General features: G+C 44.6%; 22 protein-coding genes. 14 read left to right on the forward strand and 8 right to left on the reverse strand.

What is annotated here, in order from left to right; genetic code table 11:
* Positions 1 to 253: 253 nt before the first annotated feature.
* A complete protein-coding gene (locus LI82_RS03080) occupies positions 254 to 1246 on the forward strand; it encodes an aspartate-semialdehyde dehydrogenase (RefSeq protein WP_048193482.1) in 993 nt (330 codons plus the stop codon).
* 219 nt (positions 1247 to 1465) lie between these two features.
* Complete coding sequence (locus tag LI82_RS03085) at positions 1466 to 2317, forward strand: class I SAM-dependent methyltransferase (protein ID WP_048193830.1); 852 nt, start codon at positions 1466 to 1468, stop codon at positions 2315 to 2317.
* A 60-nt stretch (positions 2318 to 2377) separates the two neighbouring features.
* Here LI82_RS03085 and LI82_RS03090 read toward each other — a convergent pair whose 3' ends face one another.
* Entirely contained in the window at positions 2378 to 3733 is a 1356-nt protein-coding gene (locus tag LI82_RS03090; protein ID WP_048193483.1) for an MATE family efflux transporter, read from the reverse strand.
* A gap of 62 nt (positions 3734 to 3795) precedes the next feature.
* Entirely contained in the window at positions 3796 to 4329 is a 534-nt protein-coding gene (locus LI82_RS03095; protein ID WP_048193484.1) for a hypothetical protein, read from the reverse strand.
* Between the two features lie 250 nt (positions 4330 to 4579).
* Between LI82_RS03095 and LI82_RS03100 the strand changes: the two genes are divergently transcribed.
* A complete protein-coding gene (locus LI82_RS03100; RefSeq protein WP_048193485.1) occupies positions 4580 to 5512 on the forward strand; it encodes a UbiA family prenyltransferase in 933 nt (310 codons plus the stop codon).
* Here LI82_RS03100 and LI82_RS03105 read toward each other — a convergent pair.
* From LI82_RS03105 to LI82_RS03120, 4 genes are all read right to left on the reverse strand, one after another.
* Positions 5499 to 6290 carry a helix-turn-helix transcriptional regulator gene (locus LI82_RS03105; RefSeq protein ID WP_330217364.1) on the reverse strand — a complete coding sequence of 264 codons (792 nt, stop codon included), beginning with the start codon at positions 6288 to 6290 and terminating at the stop codon, positions 5499 to 5501. The genes LI82_RS03100 and LI82_RS03105 overlap by 14 nt on opposite strands.
* Positions 6291 to 6573: 283 nt before the next feature.
* Positions 6574 to 8190: a bifunctional phosphoribosylaminoimidazolecarboxamide formyltransferase/IMP cyclohydrolase gene (gene purH / locus LI82_RS03110; RefSeq protein WP_048193486.1), complete on the reverse strand. Its 1617-nt coding sequence runs from the start codon at positions 8188 to 8190 to the stop codon at positions 6574 to 6576.
* A gap of 76 nt (positions 8191 to 8266) precedes the next feature.
* Positions 8267 to 10168 carry a phosphoadenosine phosphosulfate reductase domain-containing protein gene (locus tag LI82_RS03115; RefSeq protein WP_048193487.1) on the reverse strand — a complete coding sequence of 634 codons (1902 nt, stop codon included), beginning with the start codon at positions 10166 to 10168 and terminating at the stop codon, positions 8267 to 8269.
* A gap of 53 nt (positions 10169 to 10221) precedes the next feature.
* Positions 10222 to 11043 carry a CRISPR-associated protein Cas4 gene (locus LI82_RS03120; RefSeq protein ID WP_048193488.1) on the reverse strand — a complete coding sequence of 274 codons (822 nt, stop codon included), beginning with the start codon at positions 11041 to 11043 and terminating at the stop codon, positions 10222 to 10224.
* 122 nt (positions 11044 to 11165) lie between these two features.
* On the opposite strand from LI82_RS03120, the gene LI82_RS03125 reads away from it, so the two are divergent.
* The 6 genes from LI82_RS03125 to LI82_RS03150 all read left to right on the forward strand — a co-directional run bounded on the left by LI82_RS03125 (position 11166) and on the right by LI82_RS03150 (position 15683).
* The gene (locus LI82_RS03125; RefSeq protein WP_048193489.1) at positions 11166 to 11906 is read left to right on the forward strand and encodes a helix-turn-helix domain-containing protein; all 741 of its coding nucleotides are present in this window, start codon (positions 11166 to 11168) and stop codon (positions 11904 to 11906) included.
* Positions 11907 to 11965: 59 nt separating this feature from the next.
* Complete coding sequence (locus tag LI82_RS03130) at positions 11966 to 13015, forward strand: hydroxymethylglutaryl-CoA synthase (RefSeq protein WP_048193490.1); 1050 nt, start codon at positions 11966 to 11968, stop codon at positions 13013 to 13015.
* Between the two features lie 11 nt (positions 13016 to 13026).
* On the forward strand, positions 13027 to 14199 hold the full coding sequence (locus tag LI82_RS03135) for a thiolase domain-containing protein (protein ID WP_048193832.1): 1173 nt from the start codon (positions 13027 to 13029) through the stop codon (positions 14197 to 14199).
* A gap of 5 nt (positions 14200 to 14204) precedes the next feature.
* Positions 14205 to 14594, forward strand: a complete 390-nt coding sequence (locus LI82_RS03140) for a Zn-ribbon domain-containing OB-fold protein (RefSeq protein WP_048193491.1) — start codon at positions 14205 to 14207, stop codon at positions 14592 to 14594.
* A 1-nt stretch (position 14595) separates the two neighbouring features.
* Positions 14596 to 15114: a class IV adenylate cyclase gene (gene cyaB / locus LI82_RS03145; RefSeq protein WP_048193492.1), complete on the forward strand. Its 519-nt coding sequence runs from the start codon at positions 14596 to 14598 to the stop codon at positions 15112 to 15114.
* 386 nt (positions 15115 to 15500) lie between these two features.
* Positions 15501 to 15683: a hypothetical protein gene (locus LI82_RS03150; protein WP_048193833.1), complete on the forward strand. Its 183-nt coding sequence runs from the start codon at positions 15501 to 15503 to the stop codon at positions 15681 to 15683.
* A 373-nt stretch (positions 15684 to 16056) separates the two neighbouring features.
* Here the strand turns inward: LI82_RS03150 and metG are convergent, their stop codons facing one another.
* Complete coding sequence (metG, locus tag LI82_RS03155; protein WP_048193493.1) at positions 16057 to 18102, reverse strand: methionine--tRNA ligase; 2046 nt, start codon at positions 18100 to 18102, stop codon at positions 16057 to 16059.
* Between the two features lie 130 nt (positions 18103 to 18232).
* Here metG and sppA point away from each other — a divergent pair, with 130 nt between their 5' ends.
* Positions 18233 to 19459: a signal peptide peptidase SppA gene (sppA, locus tag LI82_RS03160; RefSeq protein WP_048193494.1), complete on the forward strand. Its 1227-nt coding sequence runs from the start codon at positions 18233 to 18235 to the stop codon at positions 19457 to 19459.
* A gap of 99 nt (positions 19460 to 19558) precedes the next feature.
* Here sppA and LI82_RS03165 read toward each other — a convergent pair whose 3' ends face one another.
* Positions 19559 to 20485, reverse strand: coding sequence for a ribose 1,5-bisphosphate isomerase (locus LI82_RS03165; RefSeq protein WP_048193495.1), 927 nt, complete (start codon positions 20483 to 20485; stop codon positions 19559 to 19561).
* Positions 20486 to 20567: 82 nt separating this feature from the next.
* Between LI82_RS03165 and LI82_RS03170 the strand changes: the two genes are divergently transcribed.
* From LI82_RS03170 to LI82_RS12680, 4 genes are all read left to right on the forward strand, one after another.
* Entirely contained in the window at positions 20568 to 21932 is a 1365-nt protein-coding gene (locus LI82_RS03170; protein WP_048193834.1) for an NAD-dependent succinate-semialdehyde dehydrogenase, read from the forward strand.
* Positions 21933 to 21991: 59 nt separating this feature from the next.
* Positions 21992 to 22786 carry a class I SAM-dependent methyltransferase gene (locus LI82_RS03175; protein ID WP_048193496.1) on the forward strand — a complete coding sequence of 265 codons (795 nt, stop codon included), beginning with the start codon at positions 21992 to 21994 and terminating at the stop codon, positions 22784 to 22786.
* A 96-nt stretch (positions 22787 to 22882) separates the two neighbouring features.
* A complete protein-coding gene (locus tag LI82_RS03180) occupies positions 22883 to 23248 on the forward strand; it encodes a DsrE family protein (RefSeq protein WP_048193497.1) in 366 nt (121 codons plus the stop codon).
* A 241-nt stretch (positions 23249 to 23489) separates the two neighbouring features.
* A complete protein-coding gene (locus tag LI82_RS12680; protein ID WP_081955716.1) occupies positions 23490 to 24926 on the forward strand; it encodes a D-aminoacyl-tRNA deacylase in 1437 nt (478 codons plus the stop codon).
* Positions 24927 to 24985 lie beyond the last annotated feature (59 nt).

Consider the following 24985-nt stretch of genomic DNA (forward strand, 5'->3'; position numbering starts at 1 on the left):
GTTAGAATGTATTGATGATAATTAAATGCACGGATTTTATTTTCATTTGCTATAATGTCAGTAAAAACAAGGATAGGCTATTTCTATATGTATGATATATAGCAGAAGCCGGACTTACAAGTGGAATTGCTGATCAATTTGGGCAAATTTGAGATTTCCAAAAGCAATATTCACACAATTTCACATAATACTTGATGCTAATAAAGAAACTCAGGGTTTTCATGGACTCTCAGCAACTAATGGATGAAGAAAAATGAGTTACAAGATAGGAATTATGGGCGCTACTGGTGCAGTGGGCAGGGAAATCGTCGAAGTTCTTCATGACAGGAACTTTCCTGTAGAAAGCTTAAGGCTCTATGCATCAGAGAGAAGTGCAGGCAAGACCATCGAGACACCTTTTGGTGAGATCACTATTGAAAATGCCGGTTCAGCAGATTATTCACAGCTTGATATTGCATTTTTTGCGATCAGCGGAGGCTGGAGCAAGGAGAATGCCAAAAAGGCAACAGATGCAGGCTGCTATGTGGTTGACAACAGCAGTGCTTTCAGGTATGATGATGAAGTTCCTCTGGTGGTACCTGAGATCAATACTGATGCTATCGGGGACTCTAAGCTCATCGCCAATCCTAACTGCACGACTGCCATTGCAGCAATCCCTCTGTACAACCTTCACAAGGAGTATGGTCTGAAGAAGGTCATCATCAGCACCTATCAGGCTACCAGTGGGGCCGGAGCTGCAGGAATGAGCGAACTGACCGAGGAGACCAGAAATTATCTGGAAGGCAAGGAGGTCAAGAATGAGGTCTTTGCTCATCCTATTGCCTTTAACACAATTCCGCACATCGATAGTTTCCAGGACAACGATTACACCCGTGAGGAGATGAAGGTCGTCTGGGAAACCAGAAAGATATTCGGTGAACCTGATATGGCTATCAGCTGCACATGTGTAAGGATTCCTACAATGAGAGTACATGGGGAAAGCATAGTGATCGAGACCGAAAAGGCGATCTCACCTGGGGATGCAAAGAAATTATTGGGCGAAATCGAGGGCGTTGAACTAAAAGATGATATTGAGAACAACGTTTACCCGATGCCACTGACTGCCACCAAAAAGTATGATGTGGAAGTTGGCAGGATCAGGCAGAACCTTGTATTCGGTGACCACGGTCTAGAGTTCTTCGTATGTGGTGACCAGATCCTCAAAGGCGCTGCTTTGAATGCTGTGCAGATAGCTGAAAAACTTTAACAAAGGATCTTGTATTTTCTAAGGTTAAGGGAACTCATACGTAGTTCTCTTTCCTCTTACTCTCCTTACTGTTCTTTTCTTCCTTTTTTGGTTTAATCTTGTGTTCTTAATACTCATTTTTCTAAGTTTCGTCCTCTTCTGAATATTTGCATTTTCTGGAATATTCTCCTCTTTTTATGGAGCAAAATCTTTTTTTGATAACTTCCCATATTCTTGTCTATGGATATCAGGGACATCGACTGGAACGAAGTTTGGAAAGAACAGATGAGACTCTATAATGAAGTGGATGGGTCATTGGAAAAGGTGGACATATGGGAAACCAAAGAAAGTGCCAGAAGGTACTGGGAAATGTCCAGGGACAAAGGCGCTGCCAGGATAGAGCATACTCTAAGCGAGATCGACCTTAAGCCGGATTCACGGGTCCTTGATATAGGCTCAGGACCGGGGGCACTTGCAATTCCCATCTCCAAGCGTGTCAGGGAAGTTGTTGCTGTTGAACCTTCTGATGGTATGATGTCCGTTCTGCAGGAAAATATTGATGAGATGAACATCGACAACATCCGATGCATACACAAAGGCTGGGAAGACATCGATATCGAAGAGGTGGGTGATGACTATGATGTTGTCATTGCTTCCTATTCGCTGAGCGTTCCAGATATCAGGCAGGCCTTTGAAAAGATACAGGCAGTTTCCAGCGGGGCTGTCTATATTTACTGGTTTGCAGGGGAAACCTCCTGGGATGAACAATATAGTGCCATATGGCCTGCCCTTCACAATGAGGAATATCACAGCTCACCCAAGTGCAACATAATGTACAACGTTCTCTACGATATGGGCATCTATCCTAACATGAACGTGTTCCCGATAGAGCGAAGTATGTTCTTCTCTTCACTGGAGGAGGCTGTAAAACACTACATACCGCACTACAGGGCATACACTCCTGAAAAACTGGGGATCCTGAGGGAATATCTGGGTACGGTCCTGCCCCGGAACGAAGATGGTTCCATCCTGCACCTTGGTGATACTATGCGGGTCAGGATGTGGTGGGATAACAACAATTATCAGCAATAACAATAACGAAAATAATTACGACGATGGGACTAGCTGATGTTCAGTTGTTCCATCGTTGTATCATGCAATGGTGCCCTTGAAAGCGCTGTATTCCTTTGCCAGCATTACAAAGGTCACAATGAATGAAAGTCCATCGGATATCGGGAAAGCTATCCATATTCCTTCCAGCTGGAAAAATTGTGGTAGTATCAATACAAGTGGTATCAGGAAGAGCACCTGTCGACTGATGGAAAGGATGAATGCAGATCTGGCTTTTCCAAGTGTCTGGTAGATGGATGCTCCTACTATCTGGAACCCTAGGAAAGGCAATGCAAGTACCATGATGCGCGTAGCAGACTTGCCTGCCTCTATCAATTGCTGGTCCGTGGTAAAGATACTGAATAGCTGGGCGGGAAAAAGGAACAGCAACAGGAATCCTGCCATCGATATTAAGGTGGTGACCTTTATGGCAAGCGACGTTGAAGTAATGACCCTCTCAAAGTTCTTTGCACCATAATTGAATCCTACAATAGGCTGCAATCCCTGCACTATGCCTATCATTGGCATAAATGTGAACATGAAAAGGCGGTTGACAACACCAAAGACCGCTATGGGTATATCTCCTCCGTAGATCGCCAGTGCATTGTTTATTACAATGATCATCAGGCTTCCTGATGCACTTCTTGCAAAAGAGGATGTTCCGATGGCAATTGTCTCCCTGAAAACATCGGAATGAGGGATGAGATTACTTGCATGAAAGTTCAGGCTGCTCATTCCAGTTCTGAAATAATGGACCAGATATATGGCGCTGACAGCCTGTGATATCACTGTTGCGATGGCAGCACCTTCTATTCCCATATCAAGTCCGAAGATGAATATCGGGTCTAGTATTATGTTCAGTCCGGCAGATATGAGCATTGTCAGCATGGCAACCTTTGCATTGCCTTCTGCGCGAACGATATTATTGACCGTCATTGAGAATGCAAAAACGATCGTCCCATACAATATTATTCTCGTATAGTCAAATGCGAATGGCAGGATTGTCTCAGTAGCACCGAACAGTTTCAGAAGGGGTATGATGTAAATGCTTCCCAGTACTGTGATAAGTATGCTGAGTGCCAGTATTGCAGATATGGCATTCCCAAGTGCAATATCAGCACGTTTGTAGTCTTTTGAACCAAGGCTTCTCGATATTATGGATGCACTTCCAATTCCAATTGTAAGTGCAACTCCCATTATTATCATCTGGATCGGGAATGCTATTGTAATACCTGCTATTCCCTGTACACTCTCAGCCCCCAGTGCCCTTCCGACAAAAATTGTGTCCACGAGGTTGTAAAGTCCTTGAACTACCATTCCTATGGTTGCTGGCACTGATAGTTTGAAAAGGACCTTTGAGATGCTTTCTTCTGCAAACATTCGGGCTCTGGGGTTCATTGGTGTTTTCCTCAAAAAGGTTTGGTGGTGAGAAAGAAAACACCTTATAAAACAGTTCCGTATTATCTCTTTTTATGGATATTGTGGCATCGATCGTCTATCAATAGGGGTATGGTCTCATTGGTCTGTATTTCATTGTAGAAAAAAACAAGTGCCATGGATGACCATCCGATCCTGATTTTTCTGTGGCTGTCCTTTCCGGGATCCATATGGTCTAAGATGCTGATCTCATCTGCAAGATCATATCCAAAAGTTCTGGCATTTGCAGATTCCATCTCTGGAAATTCCTGTATAAATATGTTCGAAATAAATTTGCTTACCCCTTCTCTTGAATATCCGATCACATTTGTGTCGCAGGAGCCGATGTATATGTTCAGGCCATTTGTATCAGTCCAGTAATGTGAATTGGGTCCGAATAGTACGTTTCCGGATGGTTCAAAGGGACTGTTTGATCGGGATCGTATATCCATCATCTTTAGTTTCCACATGTTCTTCGGGTTGGAGGATTCCTTGTAGCAGGTTATGGTGGTTCTCTGCTGATCTCTATCTGTATAGTTTGTGATCTCTGTCGGGATTGAAGGACAATAGTTTTTCATTTTCAGCCTCTTGAGTTATCAGGATTTGGTCATTCAATAACTCATTCGACCATCCCTAACTCTTCGTTTTTCTGCTCTTTCAGATCCTTTCCAGATACTTCATCCGGATAGTGTAATACAATTGGTAGTTATTTTTCCAAGGGTATATATTAGTGATTTAGTTATTTCTTAGTTGAGTGGTCTAATTTAGTCTAATGGTATAATCATATTTTACTTTAATAATATCTGGAAGTCCGCTACTATTATACTCATGGCTGAAAAAACAGTAATTTCCACAAATCAGTTGAGCTATCCAAAAAACAACAACAATAGCAGCAATCGCTTTGTTCTCCCGGACATTTCCGGGCTATTGCCAACCCTGCATCTGTTGAACAGTTCCACGCTGGTTTCAATTTCAGGGGCTTTGAGGATATATCTTGCTTTCCTTCTGCTCCAGATGCAATTCAATCTTCTCTCCTGTGTTGCAGGTGGATTGGTCGTCTATGCAGTATATACACTGGACCGTGCGCTTGATTCTGAAGAGGATGCTGTCAACAGGTCTGAGCTTACAGGTGCAAGAAGGGATGTAGCACTTTTCGTTTCGTTGCTTGCATTTTTAGCAGGTGCTTATTTCCTGTTCCTCGATGGAATATTACTTCTCGCATTTCTTCCTCTTGTTACTGGTTATCTTTACAGTAAAGGGATAAAGGTCGGCAAATACCATTTGAAACTAAAAGGTGGTCTTGGAGTAAAAAATCTTGTTGTGGGTACAACATGGGGTGCCTTCATTGCCGGTATTGCAGGCTGGTATGCTGAAAGTCTTTTCCCTGTGATCGCAGTTTTCCTTTTCTTTGGGATCAAACTTTTCGTTAATTCCTCTGTCTATGATTTCAAGGACATAAAGGGTGATGCTCTTGCTGGTATCAAGACCCTGCCTGTGAGTCTTGGACCACAGAGGACCCGTGACCTCCTGTTGGGCATGCATCTGTTCTCCCATTCTCTTCTGGGAATTTTGATACTTTCAGAGACTATTGCCTATGAGCCTATCATTCTGGTTTACAGTTTCATCGCAGGATTTATCTGCATAAGTAGGTTCACAGTGCCTACGGAAAATGAGTCAAAGGGCAGAATGCACAAGCGCCTGTTCGTTGTAGACGGTGAATCAAGTGTGATGGTAGGATTAAAGGCATTTACAGGGATGTAATTTCCCTGGCCTCTTTTTTGTAATGCTCAAAGAGTTCCTTTCCCCAGTTTGCAATGGTATCTCCTGTGCCGACCAGATCTCTTTGTGGGTCATAGCTCCCATTCTTGAAAAAGAGGGACAGGGAAAAGAAGTTGTCAGTTGCGACGAATGCAACCTTCGCATTGTCGATCAGGTAAAGCTTTGTTGCCTCTGAATCCAAACAGCTCTGCATCATTTCGGTGTACTCATTTTTCACTTTTTCAAAGACGTTCCTTGTTAATATAAGGGACGTGGGTACGCTGTTCTTTGAAAGGTTTGAGAAAAATTCCGGGTAGCTAGGTATGAATATTGATGAAACTCCGTAGACCTCTTTTGCTTCGGCAATACTATTCATGAATATCTTGTGGGAATCGTATATATTCTCAAGACCTTCTTCATGGATGGAACACTCGCCAAGTTCACATATTCTGTCAAGAAGATGTTGTGGAATGCCTTCCAGAATGTGTTCTTTCCAAAAAGTCTCATTTTTCTCTATTGAGTGAAGTGTATCGATCAGAGGTCTCAGGTATTTGGTTGCAACTCTGCCAATGGGGGTTATATGATACTCTTTTTCATCCTTGTAGATAAAGTTTGCAGCTTCCATTTCTTTCAATCGGGGCGATATCTCTGGAGAAGTTACATTAAAATGTTCTCTTATCTGGGATAATGATCGTGGTCCTTTTTCTAACAGGAACAGGAGGTCCTTTCGTTTTTCAGAAAATGTTAAAATGCTTAGTAGCCCTGTTGATTTCAGTTCCATCAACTCCATTGGTGATTGTGTATCAATTGTATATATAGTTTAGGAAATCTTATTTAAATAGTTCTGATTTGCGAATATGTTCACATATGTGAAATTTGTATGTTTTATCATTATGAGGTCACATGGTGCCGATATGTCTTATTTATAAGCTATTATTCTAATATTTTTATTGAAATACAATTAGCTGTAATTGAAACAATATTGGACTAGCCAACTCCAGAAAATTCAAAGAAAAACAAAAAATAAGGGAATGTGTAGTTATGTACACATTCTTTTTGGTCTTTCAGTGCAGGAAGTGTCTCATTCCTGTGAAAACCATGGATATGTTAAGGCGATTTGCGGTAGTTATGACTTCGTCATCCCTGATCGATCCGCCCGGGGATATGATATATCTGATGTTGCTTTCGTCAGCGTGGATTATGCTGTCGTCGAATGGGAAGAAAGCATCTGACGCCATGACACATTCGGAAAGTATGGATTCCCAGTACTCTTCAAAGGACATGTCCGGCTTTTCCCTTTCATAGATCTTTTCAAGGTTCTCTTTTGCTTTTGTGGTTGCAAGCTTGCGGATGGAATCAACACGGTTTGGTTGTCCTGCACCCATGGAGAGCATCACGAAACATCCTTCACTGTATTCATATGCCAGAGTTACAGAGTTTGACTTTGTACTCTTACAGGCAGCGATACAGAACTCTGATAGTTCCCGCTTCTCTTCAGGGTATTGTGCATCTGTCACACAGTCCCATTTCTCGTAGAGGCCGATGTTCCTTTGCTGTTTCAGCATGCCTCCAATGACATACTTGTATGTGCTATCGGTATCAAAACTCTCATTGAACTGTGGGAGCTCAAGCAAGCGAAGGTTTGCGCTTTTTTCCTTCAGGTATTCCAGTGCATCATGCTCGAATCCAGGTGCCAGGATAATCTCGACGAACTTTCCTTTGAGGAATTCTGCGGATTCCATGTCGAATACGGTGTTCGTACAGATTATACTGCCAAAGGCGGATATTGGGTCGCCGTCCCATGCATGCTGCAATGCTTCAGTAAGGGTATTTCCAGTTGCAAGTCCGCAGGGGTTATTGTGCTTGACAATAGCAACAGCTGGCTTCTTGTTCCCTACCTCTTTGATGGTCTGGAGTGCATTGTCGGCATCAACATAGTTGTTATAGGAAAGCTCCTTTCCATGCAGTTGTTTTGCATTTGAGAGTGCAGGTCCTTCAATTCCCTTGTCCTTGTAAAATGTTGCTTCCTGGTGCCAGTTCTCACCATAACGCAGTTTGACGCCATCGGTGAAGTTCATGCGTAGAACATCCTCGCCAAGCAGCGTTTTGCTCAGGTATGTGTCAATTGTGCTGTCATAGTCTGCAGTGTGGCGGAATGCCTTGACTGCAAGTGTTTCTCTTGTCTGGTCAGAAACAACGCCGGATGATCTTAATTCCTTGAGAATGTGTCCATAATCATCGGGGTCACATACTACGGCGACAGATGAATAGTTCTTTGCGGCAGAACGTAACAATGTAGGTCCACCGATATCGATATTCTCGATCGCCTCTTCAAGGTTAACACCTTCCTTTGATACTGTTATCTCAAAGGGATAAAGGTTGACTGCAACCATGTCGATAAGCTCTATGGATTCCTTCTCTGCCTCTCCCATGTGTGAGGCATCTTCTCTCAGGCACAAAAGGCCGCCGTGTATCCTTGGATGCAAGGTCTTTACACGGCCTCCCATCATTTCAGGGAATCCGGTCACTTCTGAGACATCGGTAGTCTCAATACCCGCATCACGGAGCATCCTTGCAGTTCCGCCGGTCGATATGATCTCTATGTTCAGTTGCTCCAGTCCTCTTGCAAACTCTACGATTCCAGTTTTGTCAGAGACGCTCAGCAGTGCTCTTTTTACCAAAAAATCACCAAATTATGTTGTTATATATTATGTATAAACGTTCTGGTTGGACAATGTGGTACATTGATCCGTTTCATCAGCCAAATTTCACGATCGGACAAATATCAATACAGGCGCCACAGTGGATACATTTGTTTCCAATGATAGCTTTCTCGTCTTTGACTGTAATGGAGTTGTTTGGACATTTTCCCACACAGACGCCACAACCCATGCATTTCAGGGCACGCCTGACCGATCTTTCCACATTGGTCATGAACTTGCGTGCACTTTTCTCGTCATTACCTCTTGCAGTGATAGTTCCCGAGGCAAATATCTGTGCACGGTCATCCTCATGTTGTACTGAAGCGACCCCCTCAATATAAGCAGGCTTTCCGGCAGCACGAAGCTGTCCGGTGCTTTCAATAAGTTCCATATCAAGTGCAATGCCAAAACTACCTTCTGCAGACATTCCACCTTCGCGACATGGCCTGTATCCGGAGGTCACAGCAAAGTTCAGGTTGCCCTTTACTTCGCTCTTTGGTATGATATTGATGCCTTTCTGTTTTGCCACTTCTGCAATGGCAGGCGGCAGGGTTTGCCATCTCCATAATCCGTGGTCCACCCATTCTTTTGAGAGTCCCATACGTTCTGCATATTCCAGCAGGTAGTCATTAAGTCTCTTTTCCATCTGTGGGTGTGTTTCCTTTAAACGCACAATGTCTGCCAGTGATGAGGACGGGCACAGCCAGCATCCGATCCTGTCAAAACCGCGTTCATACATCACGTTGTATGGTACCTTGGTCTTGAAAATATAAAGCCAGACGTGCATTGCGGTCCAGTCCTGTATTGGGGATGCACCCACCTGGTTCCCTACCCATGGGTTCTTCCACACACGTTCGCTCTTTGCCCGGGCATCTGACTCATACTTTCTCTGGCCGATAAAAGTGAGACATCCATTCTCGTAGTTCTCTTCGATTATCTGTGTGATGGGGCCGAGCTTACATACCTTGCAGCACCAGCGTGCTTCCACAGATGGCGGTCCGAAATTATCAACGCTGTCCCAGAATGCTTCCTTTGCATCTTTTGTCCTGAGTGGTTTATTGTATAATTTCTCGATCTCTTTTACATTCTCTATGGTTTCAGGGAATTCCAGTCCGGTATCTGCAAAGAGAAGATCATAATTTTCCAGGCATTCACTTGTCAGTTGTAGTACCGCAAGACTGTCCTTGCCACCGGAATATGAGACTGTGACCGGTTTTTTAACGGTCTCATTCACGTTTTTGATAAATGAATGTGCTTTCTCCTCAAAACGATCGAGGATTTCCGAGTTCGCCTCTACGGCATCGTTCCAGGTCTGCCCACCTTCAGGAACGTTCAGTTTCTCAGGTTTGCCTTTCCAGCGGGTCTTGACCCCGACACCACGCTTGTGTTCCAGCATATCGGCACCTGGCATGCGTGCTCGACCGGCAGCTATGATATCTCCTTCGGGGGTAAGTACGACCGTTTCATCGGAATTCTGTATCTCAGGGTCGGCATCAACGATTCCCGGTGCAAGTACGCTTGCACCCTTTAATATGAAATTCACAGCTCCGCTGTCCAGTACAACCCATCCTCTCATGTCTTTGAGGTCCTTCCCTTCGAAAAGACGTCTTGCACCGGGCAGTCTTGGCAATAGTACCCACTTGAGTTTTTCGATCTCAAAACGAATGCTTGCGAGAACTTCCCCGTCAACTATGATCTCTTCCATCCTGTCATCGTATGGGGCCTTGTTCATCACAACAAGATGTCCTTCCGGTATAAGCGGTGCGTTGAACTGCTTCATTGAAACAGCATTGATATTATCTATGTCGTACTGGAATGCCGGACGTATATCTCCAGGAGGGGTGACCTCTACCTTTTGAGTGCTCTCTCCACAACTGCATTTCTTCCCAAGTACGGGCACATTACAATTACTGCACCAGTGGAGAAGCAGTTTTCCAAGATATACAGGTTTTGACATCGTAGATGGTCACTGGAAGAATGCATAAATAGGTTTTGGCTGCTGTAACCTTCTCAAAAGAGTTTGGAAGCAAGGGATGACTTCGTAGTGGTGCAGAATTTTGTAAAATTGCAATATTTGCAGATGGGACCTTCTTTCCTTTCAGGTAGGATGCCTTCCTTTATAGTGTCAACACGCTTTCGTATCTTCAGGACCTGTCGGCGGTCTTCCGGTCTGATCTTAACTTTTCGGATATTCCCATGTCTTGCGTATTGCACAAAACCATGCTCGACACTATCCTCGTAGTTGTCCTCGAGAAGCATTGCAATGGCTGCAATGTGGATCCTGTCATTTCCCCAAACACCGGAATCCGGGCATTTGCCTGTTCTTATGCTAAGGGGTACCATTCTTTCCTTGTACTGTATAATTGCAGAAGGTATGCCGGTCATCTTCAATTTGTCAGAATGCAGCACTGGCTCTGTACGATATGGTCTGATCCTCTGTATGATCTCTTCCCGGCCATGTTTCCTGATAGATTCCGTAAGGTTCGCAGCAATGCTGTCGATCTGCTCAGAAACAATATTTTCAGCAGTTTCCAGTACTTTTAAAGGCAGATCTCGTAGTTCGGTAGAATATATTAATTCCAGCTCAGCTTTTACACGTTCCATCTCGATGTTAAGTTCGTCATGGATGTTCTGTTTTTCATCCGTAGTTCTCTCAATAGCATCCGGATATCCAAGGGAAAGTTCCTTTAGCATCATGTGCTCAAGGTATTCTGGGGTTATTTCCGGAGCAAGCTTATGGTTTCGGTAAGCATAGTAGACCTGTCTGGGGCACTTCAGGTACAGGGTCAGTTCAGAAACATTTGCATGCAGTTTGAGATTTATCAAGGGCATGATTTATAGGACATTATCGGCATTTTATAAATACTTGAACAACATAAGGATTTTTATTCGTCAATTGTCGTAATCCCATTCGCTAAATATATATGCAGATTAATCCTCTTGACTAACGAAGCATGACCGAAGATATGGCCCATGAGAACATCCGTCAGCGTCTGGCTGAAAAGATGGCAGGTGAGATCACTTTATCTGAGAAGCCCGGAGAGGCTTTGAAGAAGTGGCGATTGAACTTTGATATTGCCCAAACCGACCTATCTGGTTATCTTGGTGTATCTCCTTCTGTGATAAGTGATTATGAAAGTGGCAGAAGGAAATCTCCCGGTACTCTTATTGTAAGCAAGATCGTAGACGCACTTTTGGAGATCGACACCTCCAAAGGCGGACAGAAGATCCATAGCTATGAAGGGATGCTTTATACGGATCCGGGTGCCAAGGCAGTGTATGCTACGTATGAGTATACATATCCTATACAGCTTGCAAAGCTTGCAACCCTGATCGAAGCAGATGTTGTGAACAAGGGAGTTGAAAAGCCTCTTTACGGTTTCACTGTTGTGGACAGTAAAAAGGCCATTCTTGAGCTTTCATCCCATGAGTTCCAGAAGCTGTATGGCTGGAGTACCGAGCGTGCAATGATATTCACAAAGGTTTCTACCGGAAAATCCCCAATGGTGGCTATCCGCGTAACGAATTTGAAACCCGGTGCAGTGGTCATTCACGGAATAAGGGGTAATCAGGTCGATCCGATGGCCAGGAAGATGGCAGAGATAGATCGAATACCACTTCTTGCAACGACAATGGATATTGATGAACTGGTGGACGTCCTGAAAAAGTACAGCCAGTATCATATAATCGAGTGAAAGAGTATCTCTTTTAGATACATCTTGAAAACTTTTAATATATCAAAAGGTGAATAAAAATGAGTGTAGGGATTGTCTCGTATGGTGCTTATATTCCTAGATACAGGATAAAAGTAGAAGATATCGCCCGTGTATGGGGAGATGACGCAGATATTCTCAGTGCAGGTCTGATGGTAAATGAAAAATCAGTACCTGACATGGATGAGGACACTGCTACGATTGCAGTGGAGGCTGCAAGGTCCGCAGTAGCACGAAACAACATAGATCCCAAACGTATTGGAGCCGTTTATACGGGTTCTGAAAGCCACCCTTATGCTGTAAAGCCTACCAGTACTATTGTGGCTGAGGCCATTGAGGCAACACCAGCTATGACTGCAGCTGATTTTGAATTTGCCTGTAAGGCAGGTACGGCTGCGATCCAGGCATGTATGGGTCTGGTCTCCAGTGGAATGGTCGATCTTGGAATGGCCATTGGTGCCGATGTTTCCCAGGGAGCTCCTGGCGATGCACTGGAATACACTGCAGCAGCAGGTGGTGTCGCTTGCATCATCGGTAGCAAGGAATCTGAGATGGTGGCAGTTATTGAGGATACTTACTCATTTACTACTGACACTCCTGATTTCTGGAGACGTGAGGGCATGCCTTATCCTGAACACGGTGGAAGGTTCACCGGAGAGCCAGGATATTTCAAGCATGTTAGCGGTGCTGCAAATGGCCTGATGGAAAAGATGGGTACATCACCTTCTGATTATGATAATGCTGTTTTCCACCAGCCAAATGGTAAGTTCCCTTCAAGGGTGGCCAAGATGCTGGGATTCAGCAAAGAGCAGATCAAACCCGGTCTGGTCGTCCCGAGGCTGGGCAACACATACTCCGGTTCATGTATGATGGGTATTGCCGCAACACTTGACCAGGCAAAACCAGGTGACAGGATATTCGCAACAGCATTCGGTTCAGGAGCTGGCGGAGATGCCTTCAGTTTCAGAGTGACCGATAAGATCGATGAGGTACGCGATGCAGCACCTACAGTTGAAGGACTGCTGGCAGATCCGATCTATATGGACTATGCAATGTATGCCAAGCATAAAGGAAAGATCAGGCTCGGATGAGGGGTGTTGATATGAGAGATGTAGCAATTATTGGTGTAAAAAACACAAAGTTCGGTGAGATGTGGGAACGCTCCTTCAGGGATATCGTTGTGGAAGCAGGTATTGGAGCTATTGAGGATTCCGGAGTTAGCGGCGACAGGCTGGATGGCATGTATGTCGGTAATATGAGTGGTGGTCAGTTCGTTGAACAGGAGCACATTGGTGCTTTGATCGCTGATTATTCAGGTCTGTCATTGGACCTTCATATTCCTTCAACACGTGTGGAAGCAGCCTGTGCTTCAGGTGGCCTTGCATTCAGGCAGGCCGTGATGGCAGTTGCTTCAGGCCATGAGGATATTGTGATGGCAGCAGGTGTTGAAAAGATGACCGATGTTTCATCCACAGCAGCTTCTTCAGCTCTGGCAGCAGCGGCAGACCGTGAGTGGGAAGGCATAATGGGTGCAACGTTCCCTGGTCTTTATGCAATGATCGCAAGGATGCACATGAACCAGTATGGTACAACCAGTGAACAGATGGCAGCTGTGGCGGTCAAGAACCACAAGAATGGTTCCATGAACCCCATTGCACAGTACAAGAGCCCTATAACCGTGGACAGTGTACTGAACTCCATCATGGTGGCAGATCCATTACACATATTCGACTGCTCTCCGATAACAGATGGTGCTGCGGCAGTTGTTCTGGCTCCTGCGGATATCGCACATGAGTACACGGACACTCCTATCTATATTAAGGCAACAGCACAGGCAAGCGATACCATTGCACTGCATGACCGTCGTGATATCACAACACTGGATGCATCCGTGTCAGCAGGCAAGCGTGCATTCGAGATGGCAAAGATGACACCAGCTGACATTGACCTTGTTGAGGTCCATGACTGTTTCACCATTGCCGAGATATGTGCTATCGAGGACCTTGGCTTTGCAAAGAAAGGTGAGGGTGGAAAGATGACCGAAGAGGGAGAAACAGCAATTGGCGGAAAAATAGCTGTGAACACTTCAGGTGGTCTGAAATCATGTGGTCATCCTGTTGGTGCTACCGGCATCAAGCAGGTCGTGGAGGTCACACAGCAATTGCGCGGCGAGGCTGGCGGACGTCAGGTAGACGGTGCTGAGGTAGGAATGACTCACAACGTCGGAGGTTCCGGCGCGACAGCAGTTGTACACATTTTAGCGAGGGAGAGGTGATCTAAATGTCTGTAGCAAGATTCTGGAGAAAGCAGATAAACAGGTATAATCTGGTTGGAACGCACTGCAAGACCTGTGATGCATACTATTATCCTCCACGTAACGTATGCCCTAAGTGCAGGCGTGACGGTGAGATCGAGTCACACAAGTTCTCCGGTCCCGGTGAGATCGTGACCTATACTGTCATTCACACAGCAGCAGAAGGTTTTGAACACCAGGCTCCGTATGTGCTTGGTATCGTCCAGCTGGACGAGGGTCCAAGGTTCACAAGCCAGATAGTTTGCAAACCTGAGGATGCACGTATTGGTATGAAGGTCAAGCCAGTGTTCAGGAAGCTCGGTGAGAGCGGCGACAATGGTATGATCTATTACGGAACCAAGTACGTCCCTGCATAAGATGATAGAGATCGAGATCAAGGTGCGTGCCGACCACGGTCCTGTCAGGGACAGGATCCTGGAAATGGGCGCACTCAAGGTCCGCACGGAAGATCACCTTGATGTGTATTACAATGCACCTCATCGTGATTTTGCAGAAACTGACGAAGCATTGAGATTGCGCAGTGTCAACGGCGGCACGCGCATGACCTACAAGGGCAGGAAGCTCGACAGCGTCTCCAAGACAAGGGAGGAATTTGAAACCTCTGTGGATGGGATGGCAGCAAAGGGCATTCTTGTCTCCCTTGGTTTTTTTGAATCAGGAATTGTGAAAAAAACACGTGATATCTACAGATATGGTGACATCACCATCTGCCTTGACTTAGTGGAAGGTCTTGGAGAGTTCGTAGAAGTGGAACTGGTGGCAGATTCGGATATTGATTCTCACAGGGAAAGATTGTTCGAGTTCCTTGAAAGCATCGGGATAAAAAAAGAGGATTCCATCAGGACATCCTATCTTGAAATGCTGATGGAGAATTAAAAGGAGAGTTGTGTGGAAATCCTTTATCCGGTTAAACACATAATCTTGACATTCCTTTTGTGATTACGTATCAATAACTTTAGCTTCACTTTTTTTACTTGAATTCTATACCTTTTGCACAGATTCTCTCCATACTTTCTCTTCAGAATTGAAAATATTGTTTCAGCTAAATTAAGTCGGGCATAGATATTTTCATCGAATTTATATTTCATCCATTATATGCTGTTACTAAAAAAGTAATTACAAATTCAGCTTTCTTTTTAATATTTTGATCATCTGAAGATAAAATATATATAATGATGTTATGGATAGTGTTAAAAGTAGTATATAGTGTTCGAATTTGGTATAGGCTGATTTATGATCAGCTTTTTTTATTTGGTGATAACATGGAAAAGAAAAAGATGTCAAGGATTTTAATTCCAGTTTTTATAGTCATTGCTTTGAACGTACTTAGTGGAGTTGTGGCTAAAAATATAGTATATGATCATCTTTTAATCCAAATTTTACTGATGGTATTTTTTATTGTTGGGTATCTTGTCTGCTGGATTGTTATTAAGTTGGAAATTTAATAAGGGTTTTAAATCTAAATCTCTGTTTTTTGCCGGTTGGCATAATGTGCCTGTATATCGGCTATGTAAAAAGTCAGACCTAACTGTCTTATAGTTCTCCATCTTTTTTCTTTGGTATCATGGAGTTCACATCCCTTTTTGTAAACAGAAATATGGGACTTCTTATTATTAAAATTGTAGTAGCTTAGCTGAATTTAGAGAAAAAGACTCCTGCAGAGCCAAATGTTTGATGTAGTTAGAAGGAGGCCATCTCTCATTTTTTAAATCAGGTTTGAGATCAAATTAAATTTATCATTGAATCTGATCTCTCACTTGTATTTTTGTTCAGTTTTAATTGATGCTTGCACTTACTTTTACAAATGTGATCGGATGATCACATTATGCCGTTTCCGGCATTGGTTCCTTTCTCAGGTTGCAGCAGGATAGCCTTTCCATCCTCATCTGTCCCTGCAAGTATCATGCCGTTGGACTCCACGCCGCAAAGCTTTGCAGGTGCGAGGTTTGTAAGTACAAGAACCTGCTTGCCGGGTAATTCTTCCGGTGAGTGTGATTCCTTGATGCCGGCGACGATCTGGCGTGTTTCTTCCTCGCCAAGGTCGACCTGCAGTTTAAGCAGTTTCTTGGATTTCTTAATCTCTTCAGCAGAAATGATGGTTCCTATTCTCAGGTCAAGCTTTGAAAAGTCGTCGAATGTGATCAGTTCTTTCATCTCCTTTGGTTCTTCTTTTTCTTCCTTGCCACTTTCTTTTGCAATGGCTTCCTTAACTCTTGCAGATGCGATTGCCTCCATCTGCTCGGTCTTTTCATCCTCTATCTTCTCAAAGAGGATGGATGGTTTTTCAAGCGGGGTACCAGCCTTAACAAGTTCTGTGGCTTCAGCATATCCTGCGGCATGCACATCTGTTGTCATTCCGACCTGCTTCCATGCATCTTCCATTTTGCCTGGTAGGATCGGCTCAAAGAGCAGGCACAGTGCCTTTCCAAGCTGTATGCAGTTTGCAACAACTTCACCGCATGCTTCCTTGTTCTCTTTGATGAGCTTCCATGGTTCGTTGGCCTGGAAATAGCTGTTTCCATATGATGCCAGTGCCATTACGGTGTCGGCATATTTCTTGAACTCATAGTTCTCCATTGCCTCATTTGCAGCTTCAATGGTTGAATTGATCTCATCCAGGGTCTCCTGTTTTATCTCGCCTGTAGGGATCTCCTTGAAGTTCTTATGGGTGAACAGGAGTGTCCTGTACAGGAAGTTTCCGAAAACACCTACAAGTTCAGTATTGATCTTGTCCTGGAAGACTTCCCATGAGAAGTTCAGTTCCTTGGTGTGGGATGTGTAGCTTGCGAGGTAGTAACGGAGCAGGTCAGGGTGGAATCCGTGGTCAAGATAGTCTTCTCCGACCCATACGACGTATCCGCGGCTCTTTGAGAACGTCTTGTCCTCTATCTTCACCATTCCTGATGCAACAACTGCCCAGGGCTGGGTGTATCCGGCTCCCTTGAGCATAGCAGGCCAGAAGATGCAGTGGTGGTATATGATATCTCCGCCGATGAAGTGGACGATACGGGAATCTTCTTTCCAGAACTTCTCCCAGCTCTCATTATTTGCTTCTGCCCATTCCTCGGTGAATGCGATGTATCCGATAGGTGCATCCACCCATACATAGACCACAAGATCATCATGTCCCGGGAAACGCACTCCCCATTCAAGGTTTCTTGTGATACACCAGTCGGTTAGTTCCTGTTTTACCCATCCAAGGGCATAGTTCCTTGCATTGAGGGTTCCGCCGAGCTTTTCAAGGTGCTCTATAAGGAAATCCTTAAACTGGGACAGTTTGAAGAAAAAGTGCTCCTGACTCCTGTACTCAGCAGGTCCGTTGCATGTGGTGCATGTAGGGTTCTCGAGTTCTCCCGGTTCAAGATGTTTTCCGCATCCCTGGTCACACTCATCTCCCCTTGCCTCTTCCTTGCAGTGTGGGCATGTTCCTTTCACATACCTGTCAGGCAGGAAGCGGTCACATGAAGGACAATATGCGATCTCGATGGTCTTTGGGAAAACATAATCGTTTTCGATAAGCTTGTTGACAATGTCAGTGGTGCGGTCGTGATTTGTTTGATCATCTGTCGTGCCGAATGCATCGAACATCACGCCCATTTCCTTGAAAGTTTCATCGAAATGCTTGTGGTATATCTTTATCAGTTCTTTAGGTGTGGTGTTCAACTCTTCCGCGTTGAAGACGATGGGTGTTCCATGCGTATCGGAACCACACACAAAAGTGACCTCCTGTCCTGTCTTTCGGAGGGATCTTGTGAATATATCCGCTGGGATATATGTACGCAAATGGCCGACGTGTGCCTTTCCATTTGCATATGGCAGCCCACATGTTACGAGGACTGGTTCATTGGATGGGAATTTGGACATCTTTTATCTCCATTATCATTAGTTTCCTTTTGCATGGTCTACAATAATAAAATATATTTCGCTTATATTATCAACAAGAGAAGCTTTTTGAATGTTCAGGTCAATCTATAATATATATCAGAGGTATTGGATGACCAATAGTGAAGAACCTTTTAATTTAAAAGATGATAATGAAGACCTTCTGGATGAAGTCCTGGAAGAATCCACTGAGGAGGTGCCGGATCTGGGGGCATTTGAGATGACTCCGGAACCTGACTATACTGAGATCCTGGATAATGCTCATGAGGACGGTGTTATGACGGATAGGGTTGTCGTACCTTCAGTTGAGTCGCCGGAAGAAGATATCGTAGCATATAACCCTCCTGTGGAGGTTAAAGAAGAGAGGACAACAATACCTCCAAAGGAAGCAAAAGAGAAACCGATCAGTCCACCGGCTCCAAAAAAGAGCCATAAATGGCAATATCTTGCATTGTTTGCCGCATTGCTGCTTGTGATCGGTGGAAGTTTTGCAGTTATTTACCTGTCCTTTGGTGGCGAGATCTATACTTCTGATGACAGGGTTGCAGTGATCTATGTCCAGGGGACCATGCTTACAGGCAACCTCCCTTCAGGCTTTGGATATGCGACATCTGAGGATGTTTGTAACAGCCTTCGTGAAGCTGCAGCCGATGATAGTGTTAAGGCCATTGTCCTCAGGGTGAACAGCGGAGGCGGATCGCCGGCATCTGCGGAGGAGATCGTCACCGAAATAGAGAAAGTGCAGGCTCGGGGTATTCCTGTTGTTGTTTCCATGGGGGATACGGCTGCAAGTGCAGCTTATTATATTTCCGCGCCAGCAGATCTTATACTGGCAAACCCTTCAACGGTAACCGGGAGCATAGGTGTGATCGGCGTTTACACGAACCGGTCGGAATATTACGATAATGAAGGAATAGATTTCTATGTCTCAAAATCCGGTGAGTTCAAGGACATGGGTGGCGACTGGAGAGGTCTGACCTCCGAGGAGAAGGAGTATGCCGATACGGTCGTCCTTAAGGTCTATGACCTGTTCATTACAAGTGTTGCAGAGCACCGTAACATGACGAAGAGCGAGGTTAAGGATATTGCCGATGGTCGTGTCTACATCGCCACGGATGCAAAGGAGATAGGACTGATCGATGACTTTGGCAATCTGTATGATGCTATTGATGCAGCTGCTGAACTTGGCGGGATCGAAGGTGAACCTGCCGTCTATTATATTAACAGGCCATCCCTCTCGAGCATACTTTTCGGCTCAGAGGAAACCTTTTCAGCAAATACTGTGGAGCAACTGGCAAGTTATTATGAGGAAAGTCCGGTTGGAATGATCGTCGAGTGATTGGCGGTCAATTTTCTTTTAGTCGTTATCTATGGATATGCAAAAAAAGAAGTGGTCGCCTTATCGATCACTCAGTTTTTTATTTTGATTGATAATGCATCATCCAATATTGGTGAGTTCCCATCCGAGATGCTCTTTGATGATGGTGTAAGCCATCTGTGGGGGAAATGCTCCTACTTCTGTTATTATTATGTCAATATATTCGGCAGGTGTTATGTCGAATGCAGGGTTTTTGACCTTCACATTTGGCATTTCTGCAAGGATTTCCTGATCAATGACCTCATCTGCAGACCTTTCTTCGATATCGATCATGTCGCCAAGTATCGTGTTCGGACTGAACTTGAAAGTTTCAGCAACGCTAAGGACATTCTTTCTTGCTTCGTGTGCGGCATGTGCCAGCTGTGATGTTCCTACTTTGTTTACAAGGGCACCATTAACGGTTATTGCATCAGCACCAACTATTACGGTGTCTACCTCCTTCATGGAATATCTGACCGCAGAATCCACTATCAATGTTGTGGGGATGCCGTAATCGTTCAGTTCCCTTATGGTAAGCAATCCTTGCCTTCTCGGGCGTGACTCGGTTGCAATGACCGAGATGTCCTTGCCCTGCTTGAAGGCTGTGGATATAACAGAAAGTGCTGCATGGGAATTGCAGTGTGTCATTATGACGTCTCCGTCCTTTATCCTTTTAGCACCGATCTTCCCCATCTTTTCAAGAGCTTCTCCTGCCTGTTTGAGGAATATGTCTGCGTTGTGAATTATCTCTTCACGTGCTCCGGGTACATCATCGGAAACGTGACGTTTTGTGATCTGCACCGCATTTGGAAGGGATACGGCAGTCGGACGTGTCTGGATAAGGATATTTGCTGCCTCATCCACTTTTTTGTTGAAATCCTTTATGTTGGTTACTTTGAGGTTCAGTACGTAATCACGAAGTGCAGCAGAGGCAGCTTCGGCGATCCTTCCTGCTCCACGTATCTCCATTGTCCTTATTTTTTCTGCGGTGTCAAGTAATTGCTGCATAAAGATACATTGGGAGTTAATGCATTTATATATTGATGTCAAATCCGCCTCACTTATATCAAATCAGGATAAATTAGCCACCATGAACGCAATGGTCTCAATGAATCCTGCAAATGGGAAGGTCAATGGTGGGTTTGAATTCCATACTCCTGAAGAGGTAGATTCGATACTGAAAAGGTCCGCTGAAACGTTCCTTGAATGGAGTGCACTTGCTGCTGCAGAGAGGGCAGTCTATCTTGAGGAAGTCGCTGTTATGCTTCGAAAGGAGAAACAGGACCTTGCAGAGACCATTACAAAAGAAATGGGCAAGCCCATAAAACAGTCGCTTCCTGAGGTTGAGAAATGTGCAAGCATGTTCGACTATTTTGCCTCCAATATTGAGTCACTTCTTGAGCCTGACGTTGTGGATGACGACCCCTCAACTTTCATTTCATTCGAGCCCATGGGGGCGATACTTGCTATCAAACCCTGGAATTTCCCTCTCTGGCAGGTGCTGAGTGCTGCTTCCCATGTACTTGCAGGTGGAAATACCATGGTTTTGAAGCATTCCAGCTATGTTCCGATATGTGCTCTTAAGATCGAGGAGATATTTGAGAAGGCAGGGGTTCCAAAAGGTGTGTTCCAGACGCTTCTTGTAGACGGGCCCACGGCTTCCTCATTGATATCAAGGCCGGAAATTGCCGCGGTGTCATTTACGGGTGGTCTTCCTTCAGGTCAGAAAGTGGCTGAAACGGCGGGCAGGAACATGAAGAAATGTGTTCTTGAGCTCGGGGGCAGTGATCCTTTCATCGTATTGGAGGATGCCGATATTGAAATGGCTGCAAAAGTCGCCGTTTCAGGTCGTTTTATCAATACCGGCCAGACCTGCATTTCATCCAAACGCTTCATTGTGACTGAATCGATTGCAGATGAGTTCACAGCTCTCTTTGTGGAAAAGACCCGCGCACTTAAACTGGGTGATCCGATGGACCCTGAAACAGACCTTGGTCCGCTGGTGCGTGAAGATCAGATAGGACTGCTTGATGCACAGGTGAATGAAGCAGTTTCAATGGGTGCTAAAGTGGAACTTGGGGGTGGTAGTATGGATGGTGAAGGTTACTATTTCTCACCTGTTGTCCTCTCTAATGTGACGCCTGATATGGAGGTCATGAAAAATGAGACATTTGGTCCGATAGCTCCTATCATTGCAGTTAAAGATGAGGTGGAGGCCATGAGAATTGCCAATGCGACTGAGTTCGGCCTGGGTGCCAGTATCTGGAGCGGGGATGAGGTAAAGGCCTCTTCACTTGCATGCCAGGTCCAGGCGGGTGTCGTTGGTGTGAATTGCTTTTTCAGGCCCGAGGCAAATTTACCATTTGGCGGCGTGAAGAAGAGTGGAATTGGAAGGGAGCTTTCAAGGTTCGGCTTCTATGAGTTCATGAACATCAAGTCCACAAAAGTGTATTGATGAGTTGTGATTAATGAGATCTTACAAGGCGTGGTCCATTACAAGCGGTGATCCTTCCAATGACTTCCTTTGAGCATCTCGATGACTTTCCTGAAGACATACGTCATCTTATTCCCAAACGTTTTGATATTGTCGGGGATGTTGCAGTTGTATCGATACCTCCTGAATTGTATGGTCATAAATTCTCTGTTGCAGAGTATGTAGCTTCAAGGAGGGGCAATATCCGTGGTGTCCTTAACAAGGTGACAAAGCTGGAAGGTGACCATCGGGTTGCAGGTTTCGAACTTTTACTTGGGGATAGCTCGTTAACAACTCATGCGGAGTTTGGGATGAGGTATAAGATGGACCTGAAGGATGTTTTTTTCAATGGTAGGCTTGCATTTGAAAGAAAGCGTGTATCCTCCCAGGTTCAAAAGGGGGAGGATGTACTGGTTCCTTTCTGCGGGGTCGGGCCGTTTGCAATACCTGCTGCAGCAAAGGGTGCAAATGTCATTGCTCTTGAGAAGAATCCGGCAGCTTGTAAATGGCTGGCTGAGAACATCAGATTAAATCATGTAGGGGATAACATCAGTTATCTCCTTGCAGATGCATCATTTATTGGGAATATACTGAATGCAAAGTTTGACAGGGTAATAATTCCAACTCCCTATGGCATGGACAATTTCCTTGAGGATGTAATTCCACTTGTAAGGTGTGGTGGATATTTACACTTCTATACGTTCAAGACTCGAGAGGAGATCGAAGATCTGATCGGGAAATATTCTGATATAGGTCTTGATGTGATCGGTTACCGACGTTGCGGGAATGTTGCTCCGGGGGTTAGCAGGTGGGTATTCGATATGGTAAAGGTATGATCCTTGTTTCAATCGTTATCTGCGGTAAATGTTATTAGTTGTGCTGTTCTAGTTTCTGCAAACAAAAACGCTGAAGGACGCAAGTATGGTGTATGTATGACAGAGGTCACGAAAGTATTGTTGCTGCTCAAGAATATGGTCTATGAAAGTACCAGCCCCATGGAGACCCTTAGGTTTGCGAATTACTATCGCAAAAAAGGTCTTGATGTGATGGTCATCCTGTTCGGTCCCATGGGAGTCATTCTTGGAAAGGCTGACAAATGTGGGTCCCCTGCCTACGATGAAAAGATCCGGGAATGCATGGAAATAGGTGTGCAATTCAAGTGCTGTAAACTTGGAGCATCGATCATAGGACTGAAAGGAGAGGAACTTATCCCTGGTATTGAGCTCATCGAGTCGCAAGAGATAGCCGAGATGTTCCTGGAATACTGCGAGGAAGGGCAATTGATCATTACTTTATGAGTCATATCTGAAATTTTGGACATTTTCCCCGTCGATGTCATGAATTTGTCTATTTATGGCTTCCACATCAACCTGTCTATATATTTTCAACAGCCACAATAGTTCCAATCGGAAAGGATATATTATAATTTGGAACTATTTCATATGTTCTTGGTTTGGTTCGTATTTTGGTCGATTCGAACAAAACTGAGAATACATATATTAATTTTGAGTATCAAGCCTGGGTCGGAGTCCTATAACTATGCAGACAACTAGCGATAAGGAAAGTTCTACAAACATAATAATTATTTGTTCCACTGTTGATATGGCAGGACAGAACATAAAGGATCACTTACTAAGGCTCAGGGAATGGAAGCCTCTGGAGATTTCCTCTGCTATGGTCGAAGATGTTGCTGAGGTCTATGAGAGTGGCAATTTCCGGATCGTTGAAGTCAAGGAGCATCATATCTATCAGGATGGTATCGATGAGAAATTAAAGAAAGCAGGTCTGCCATGTGATCTTATTATCTTTGCTTCCAAGCACAGGAGTGCGGATGGGCGACGGCTGCTTACTTCTCATTTTACGGGAAACCCTGGATCTGCTGATTTTGGTGGAAATCCGGGTGAGCTGGCAAAAGCAGCTCCATTTGCTTTACGTTCTATTCTTCTGTCAATGTCTGAAATGGTTGGTGATATTGGCTATGACGTTTCTATGGAGTCAACACATCATGGTCCTTCAGATCTGAACGTTCCTTCGGTTTATGCGGAGATCGGAAGTTCTGAATTAGAATGGGTCGATACTGCTGTTGGTGATATCGTTGCTCGTGCTATCCTTGCTGTGGAGCAGGTAAAATGTCCTGTTGCAATTGGTTTTGGGGGTGGGCATTATGCTGCAAGGCAAACTAACCTTATTTTTAGTTCTGATGTGACATTCGGGCACAATTTCCCGAATTACCAGTTACAGTATGTTGATGAGGGTATGTTCCGGCAGGCAGTTGAGAGGTCAGGTGCCGATCTGGTATACTGTGACAGGAAATCGATGTCATCGGGGGACCGGAAGAAGGTAAGCGATCTGGCGGCTTCCTTTGGTCTTGAGCTGCTACGGGAGAGTGACATCAAAGAGATGAGGGGTGTCCATTGGGATGATCTCAGAATCTTCCTGCATAAGGTGAGGGAGCATGATCCATTGGGTCGGGTTAAGTTCTCCGAAGGTATTCGAAAAAGGTTGGGTGAGGCAGATCTGGCTGACTCAGGTAAAGATGGCAGATCTGTCATAACTATAAGGGTGGACCCTGAACTTATCAAGCTGGCCAAATCAGTGGATATTACAGCTTTGAAGAACGTACTTCAGAACTCAAATATTGTGTATTTTGAATTGGAGGATGCAACTGTTTCAAATGTGTTCTTTACTTTCTGGAAGCAGGATGCAGAGGACTTCCTTGCCTTTTTGGTAAACGAATGCATTAAAATACTAAAAGAACGTTATGATACTGAATACGTTTTCGATGAAAACGTGTTGCATATAACGGATGATAGGTTCAACCCAGATCTCGCACGAAAAATGGGAGTTCCTCCGGGCCCCATGTTTGGGAAACTGGCCAATGGTGGGTCGGTTACAATAGATGGAAGGGTTATCGGGCCAGAAATGGTACGCGAAAGGACAAAAAAAAGTGTTGTGTTGAATAACGCAATCTTTTGAATAAAAGATGGTAAAGTATAATACAAATATCTATCATGTGTATGGTATTAGTATTGTAT

The organism is Methanococcoides methylutens (assembly GCF_000765475.1).
Taxonomy (GTDB): domain Archaea; phylum Halobacteriota; class Methanosarcinia; order Methanosarcinales; family Methanosarcinaceae; genus Methanococcoides; species Methanococcoides methylutens.

Excerpts from the sequence above, each read along its gene's own strand:
- LI82_RS03080 (WP_048193482.1), top strand. The coding sequence starts at position 254 with ATGAGTTACAAGATAGGAATTATGGGCGCTACTGGTGCAGTGGGCAGG.
- LI82_RS03085 (WP_048193830.1), top strand. The coding sequence starts at position 1,466 with ATGGATATCAGGGACATCGACTGGAACGAAGTTTGGAAAGAACAGATG.
- LI82_RS03090 (WP_048193483.1), bottom strand. The coding sequence starts at position 3,733 with ATGAACCCCAGAGCCCGAATGTTTGCAGAAGAAAGCATCTCAAAGGTC.
- LI82_RS03095 (WP_048193484.1), bottom strand. The coding sequence starts at position 4,329 with ATGAAAAACTATTGTCCTTCAATCCCGACAGAGATCACAAACTATACA.
- LI82_RS03100 (WP_048193485.1), top strand. The coding sequence starts at position 4,580 with ATGGCTGAAAAAACAGTAATTTCCACAAATCAGTTGAGCTATCCAAAA.
- LI82_RS03105 (WP_330217364.1), bottom strand. The coding sequence starts at position 6,290 with ATGGAACTGAAATCAACAGGGCTACTAAGCATTTTAACATTTTCTGAA.
- LI82_RS03115 (WP_048193487.1), bottom strand. The coding sequence starts at position 10,168 with ATGTCAAAACCTGTATATCTTGGAAAACTGCTTCTCCACTGGTGCAGT.
- LI82_RS03120 (WP_048193488.1), bottom strand. The coding sequence starts at position 11,043 with ATGCCCTTGATAAATCTCAAACTGCATGCAAATGTTTCTGAACTGACC.
- LI82_RS03125 (WP_048193489.1), top strand. The coding sequence starts at position 11,166 with ATGACCGAAGATATGGCCCATGAGAACATCCGTCAGCGTCTGGCTGAA.
- LI82_RS03130 (WP_048193490.1), top strand. The coding sequence starts at position 11,966 with ATGAGTGTAGGGATTGTCTCGTATGGTGCTTATATTCCTAGATACAGG.
- LI82_RS03135 (WP_048193832.1), top strand. The coding sequence starts at position 13,027 with ATGAGAGATGTAGCAATTATTGGTGTAAAAAACACAAAGTTCGGTGAG.
- LI82_RS03140 (WP_048193491.1), top strand. The coding sequence starts at position 14,205 with ATGTCTGTAGCAAGATTCTGGAGAAAGCAGATAAACAGGTATAATCTG.
- cyaB (WP_048193492.1), top strand. The coding sequence starts at position 14,596 with ATGATAGAGATCGAGATCAAGGTGCGTGCCGACCACGGTCCTGTCAGG.
- LI82_RS03150 (WP_048193833.1), top strand. The coding sequence starts at position 15,501 with ATGGAAAAGAAAAAGATGTCAAGGATTTTAATTCCAGTTTTTATAGTC.
- metG (WP_048193493.1), bottom strand. The coding sequence starts at position 18,102 with ATGTCCAAATTCCCATCCAATGAACCAGTCCTCGTAACATGTGGGCTG.
- sppA (WP_048193494.1), top strand. The coding sequence starts at position 18,233 with ATGACCAATAGTGAAGAACCTTTTAATTTAAAAGATGATAATGAAGAC.
- LI82_RS03165 (WP_048193495.1), bottom strand. The coding sequence starts at position 20,485 with ATGCAGCAATTACTTGACACCGCAGAAAAAATAAGGACAATGGAGATA.
- LI82_RS03170 (WP_048193834.1), top strand. The coding sequence starts at position 20,568 with ATGAACGCAATGGTCTCAATGAATCCTGCAAATGGGAAGGTCAATGGT.
- LI82_RS03175 (WP_048193496.1), top strand. The coding sequence starts at position 21,992 with ATGACTTCCTTTGAGCATCTCGATGACTTTCCTGAAGACATACGTCAT.
- LI82_RS03180 (WP_048193497.1), top strand. The coding sequence starts at position 22,883 with ATGACAGAGGTCACGAAAGTATTGTTGCTGCTCAAGAATATGGTCTAT.
- LI82_RS12680 (WP_081955716.1), top strand. The coding sequence starts at position 23,490 with ATGCAGACAACTAGCGATAAGGAAAGTTCTACAAACATAATAATTATT.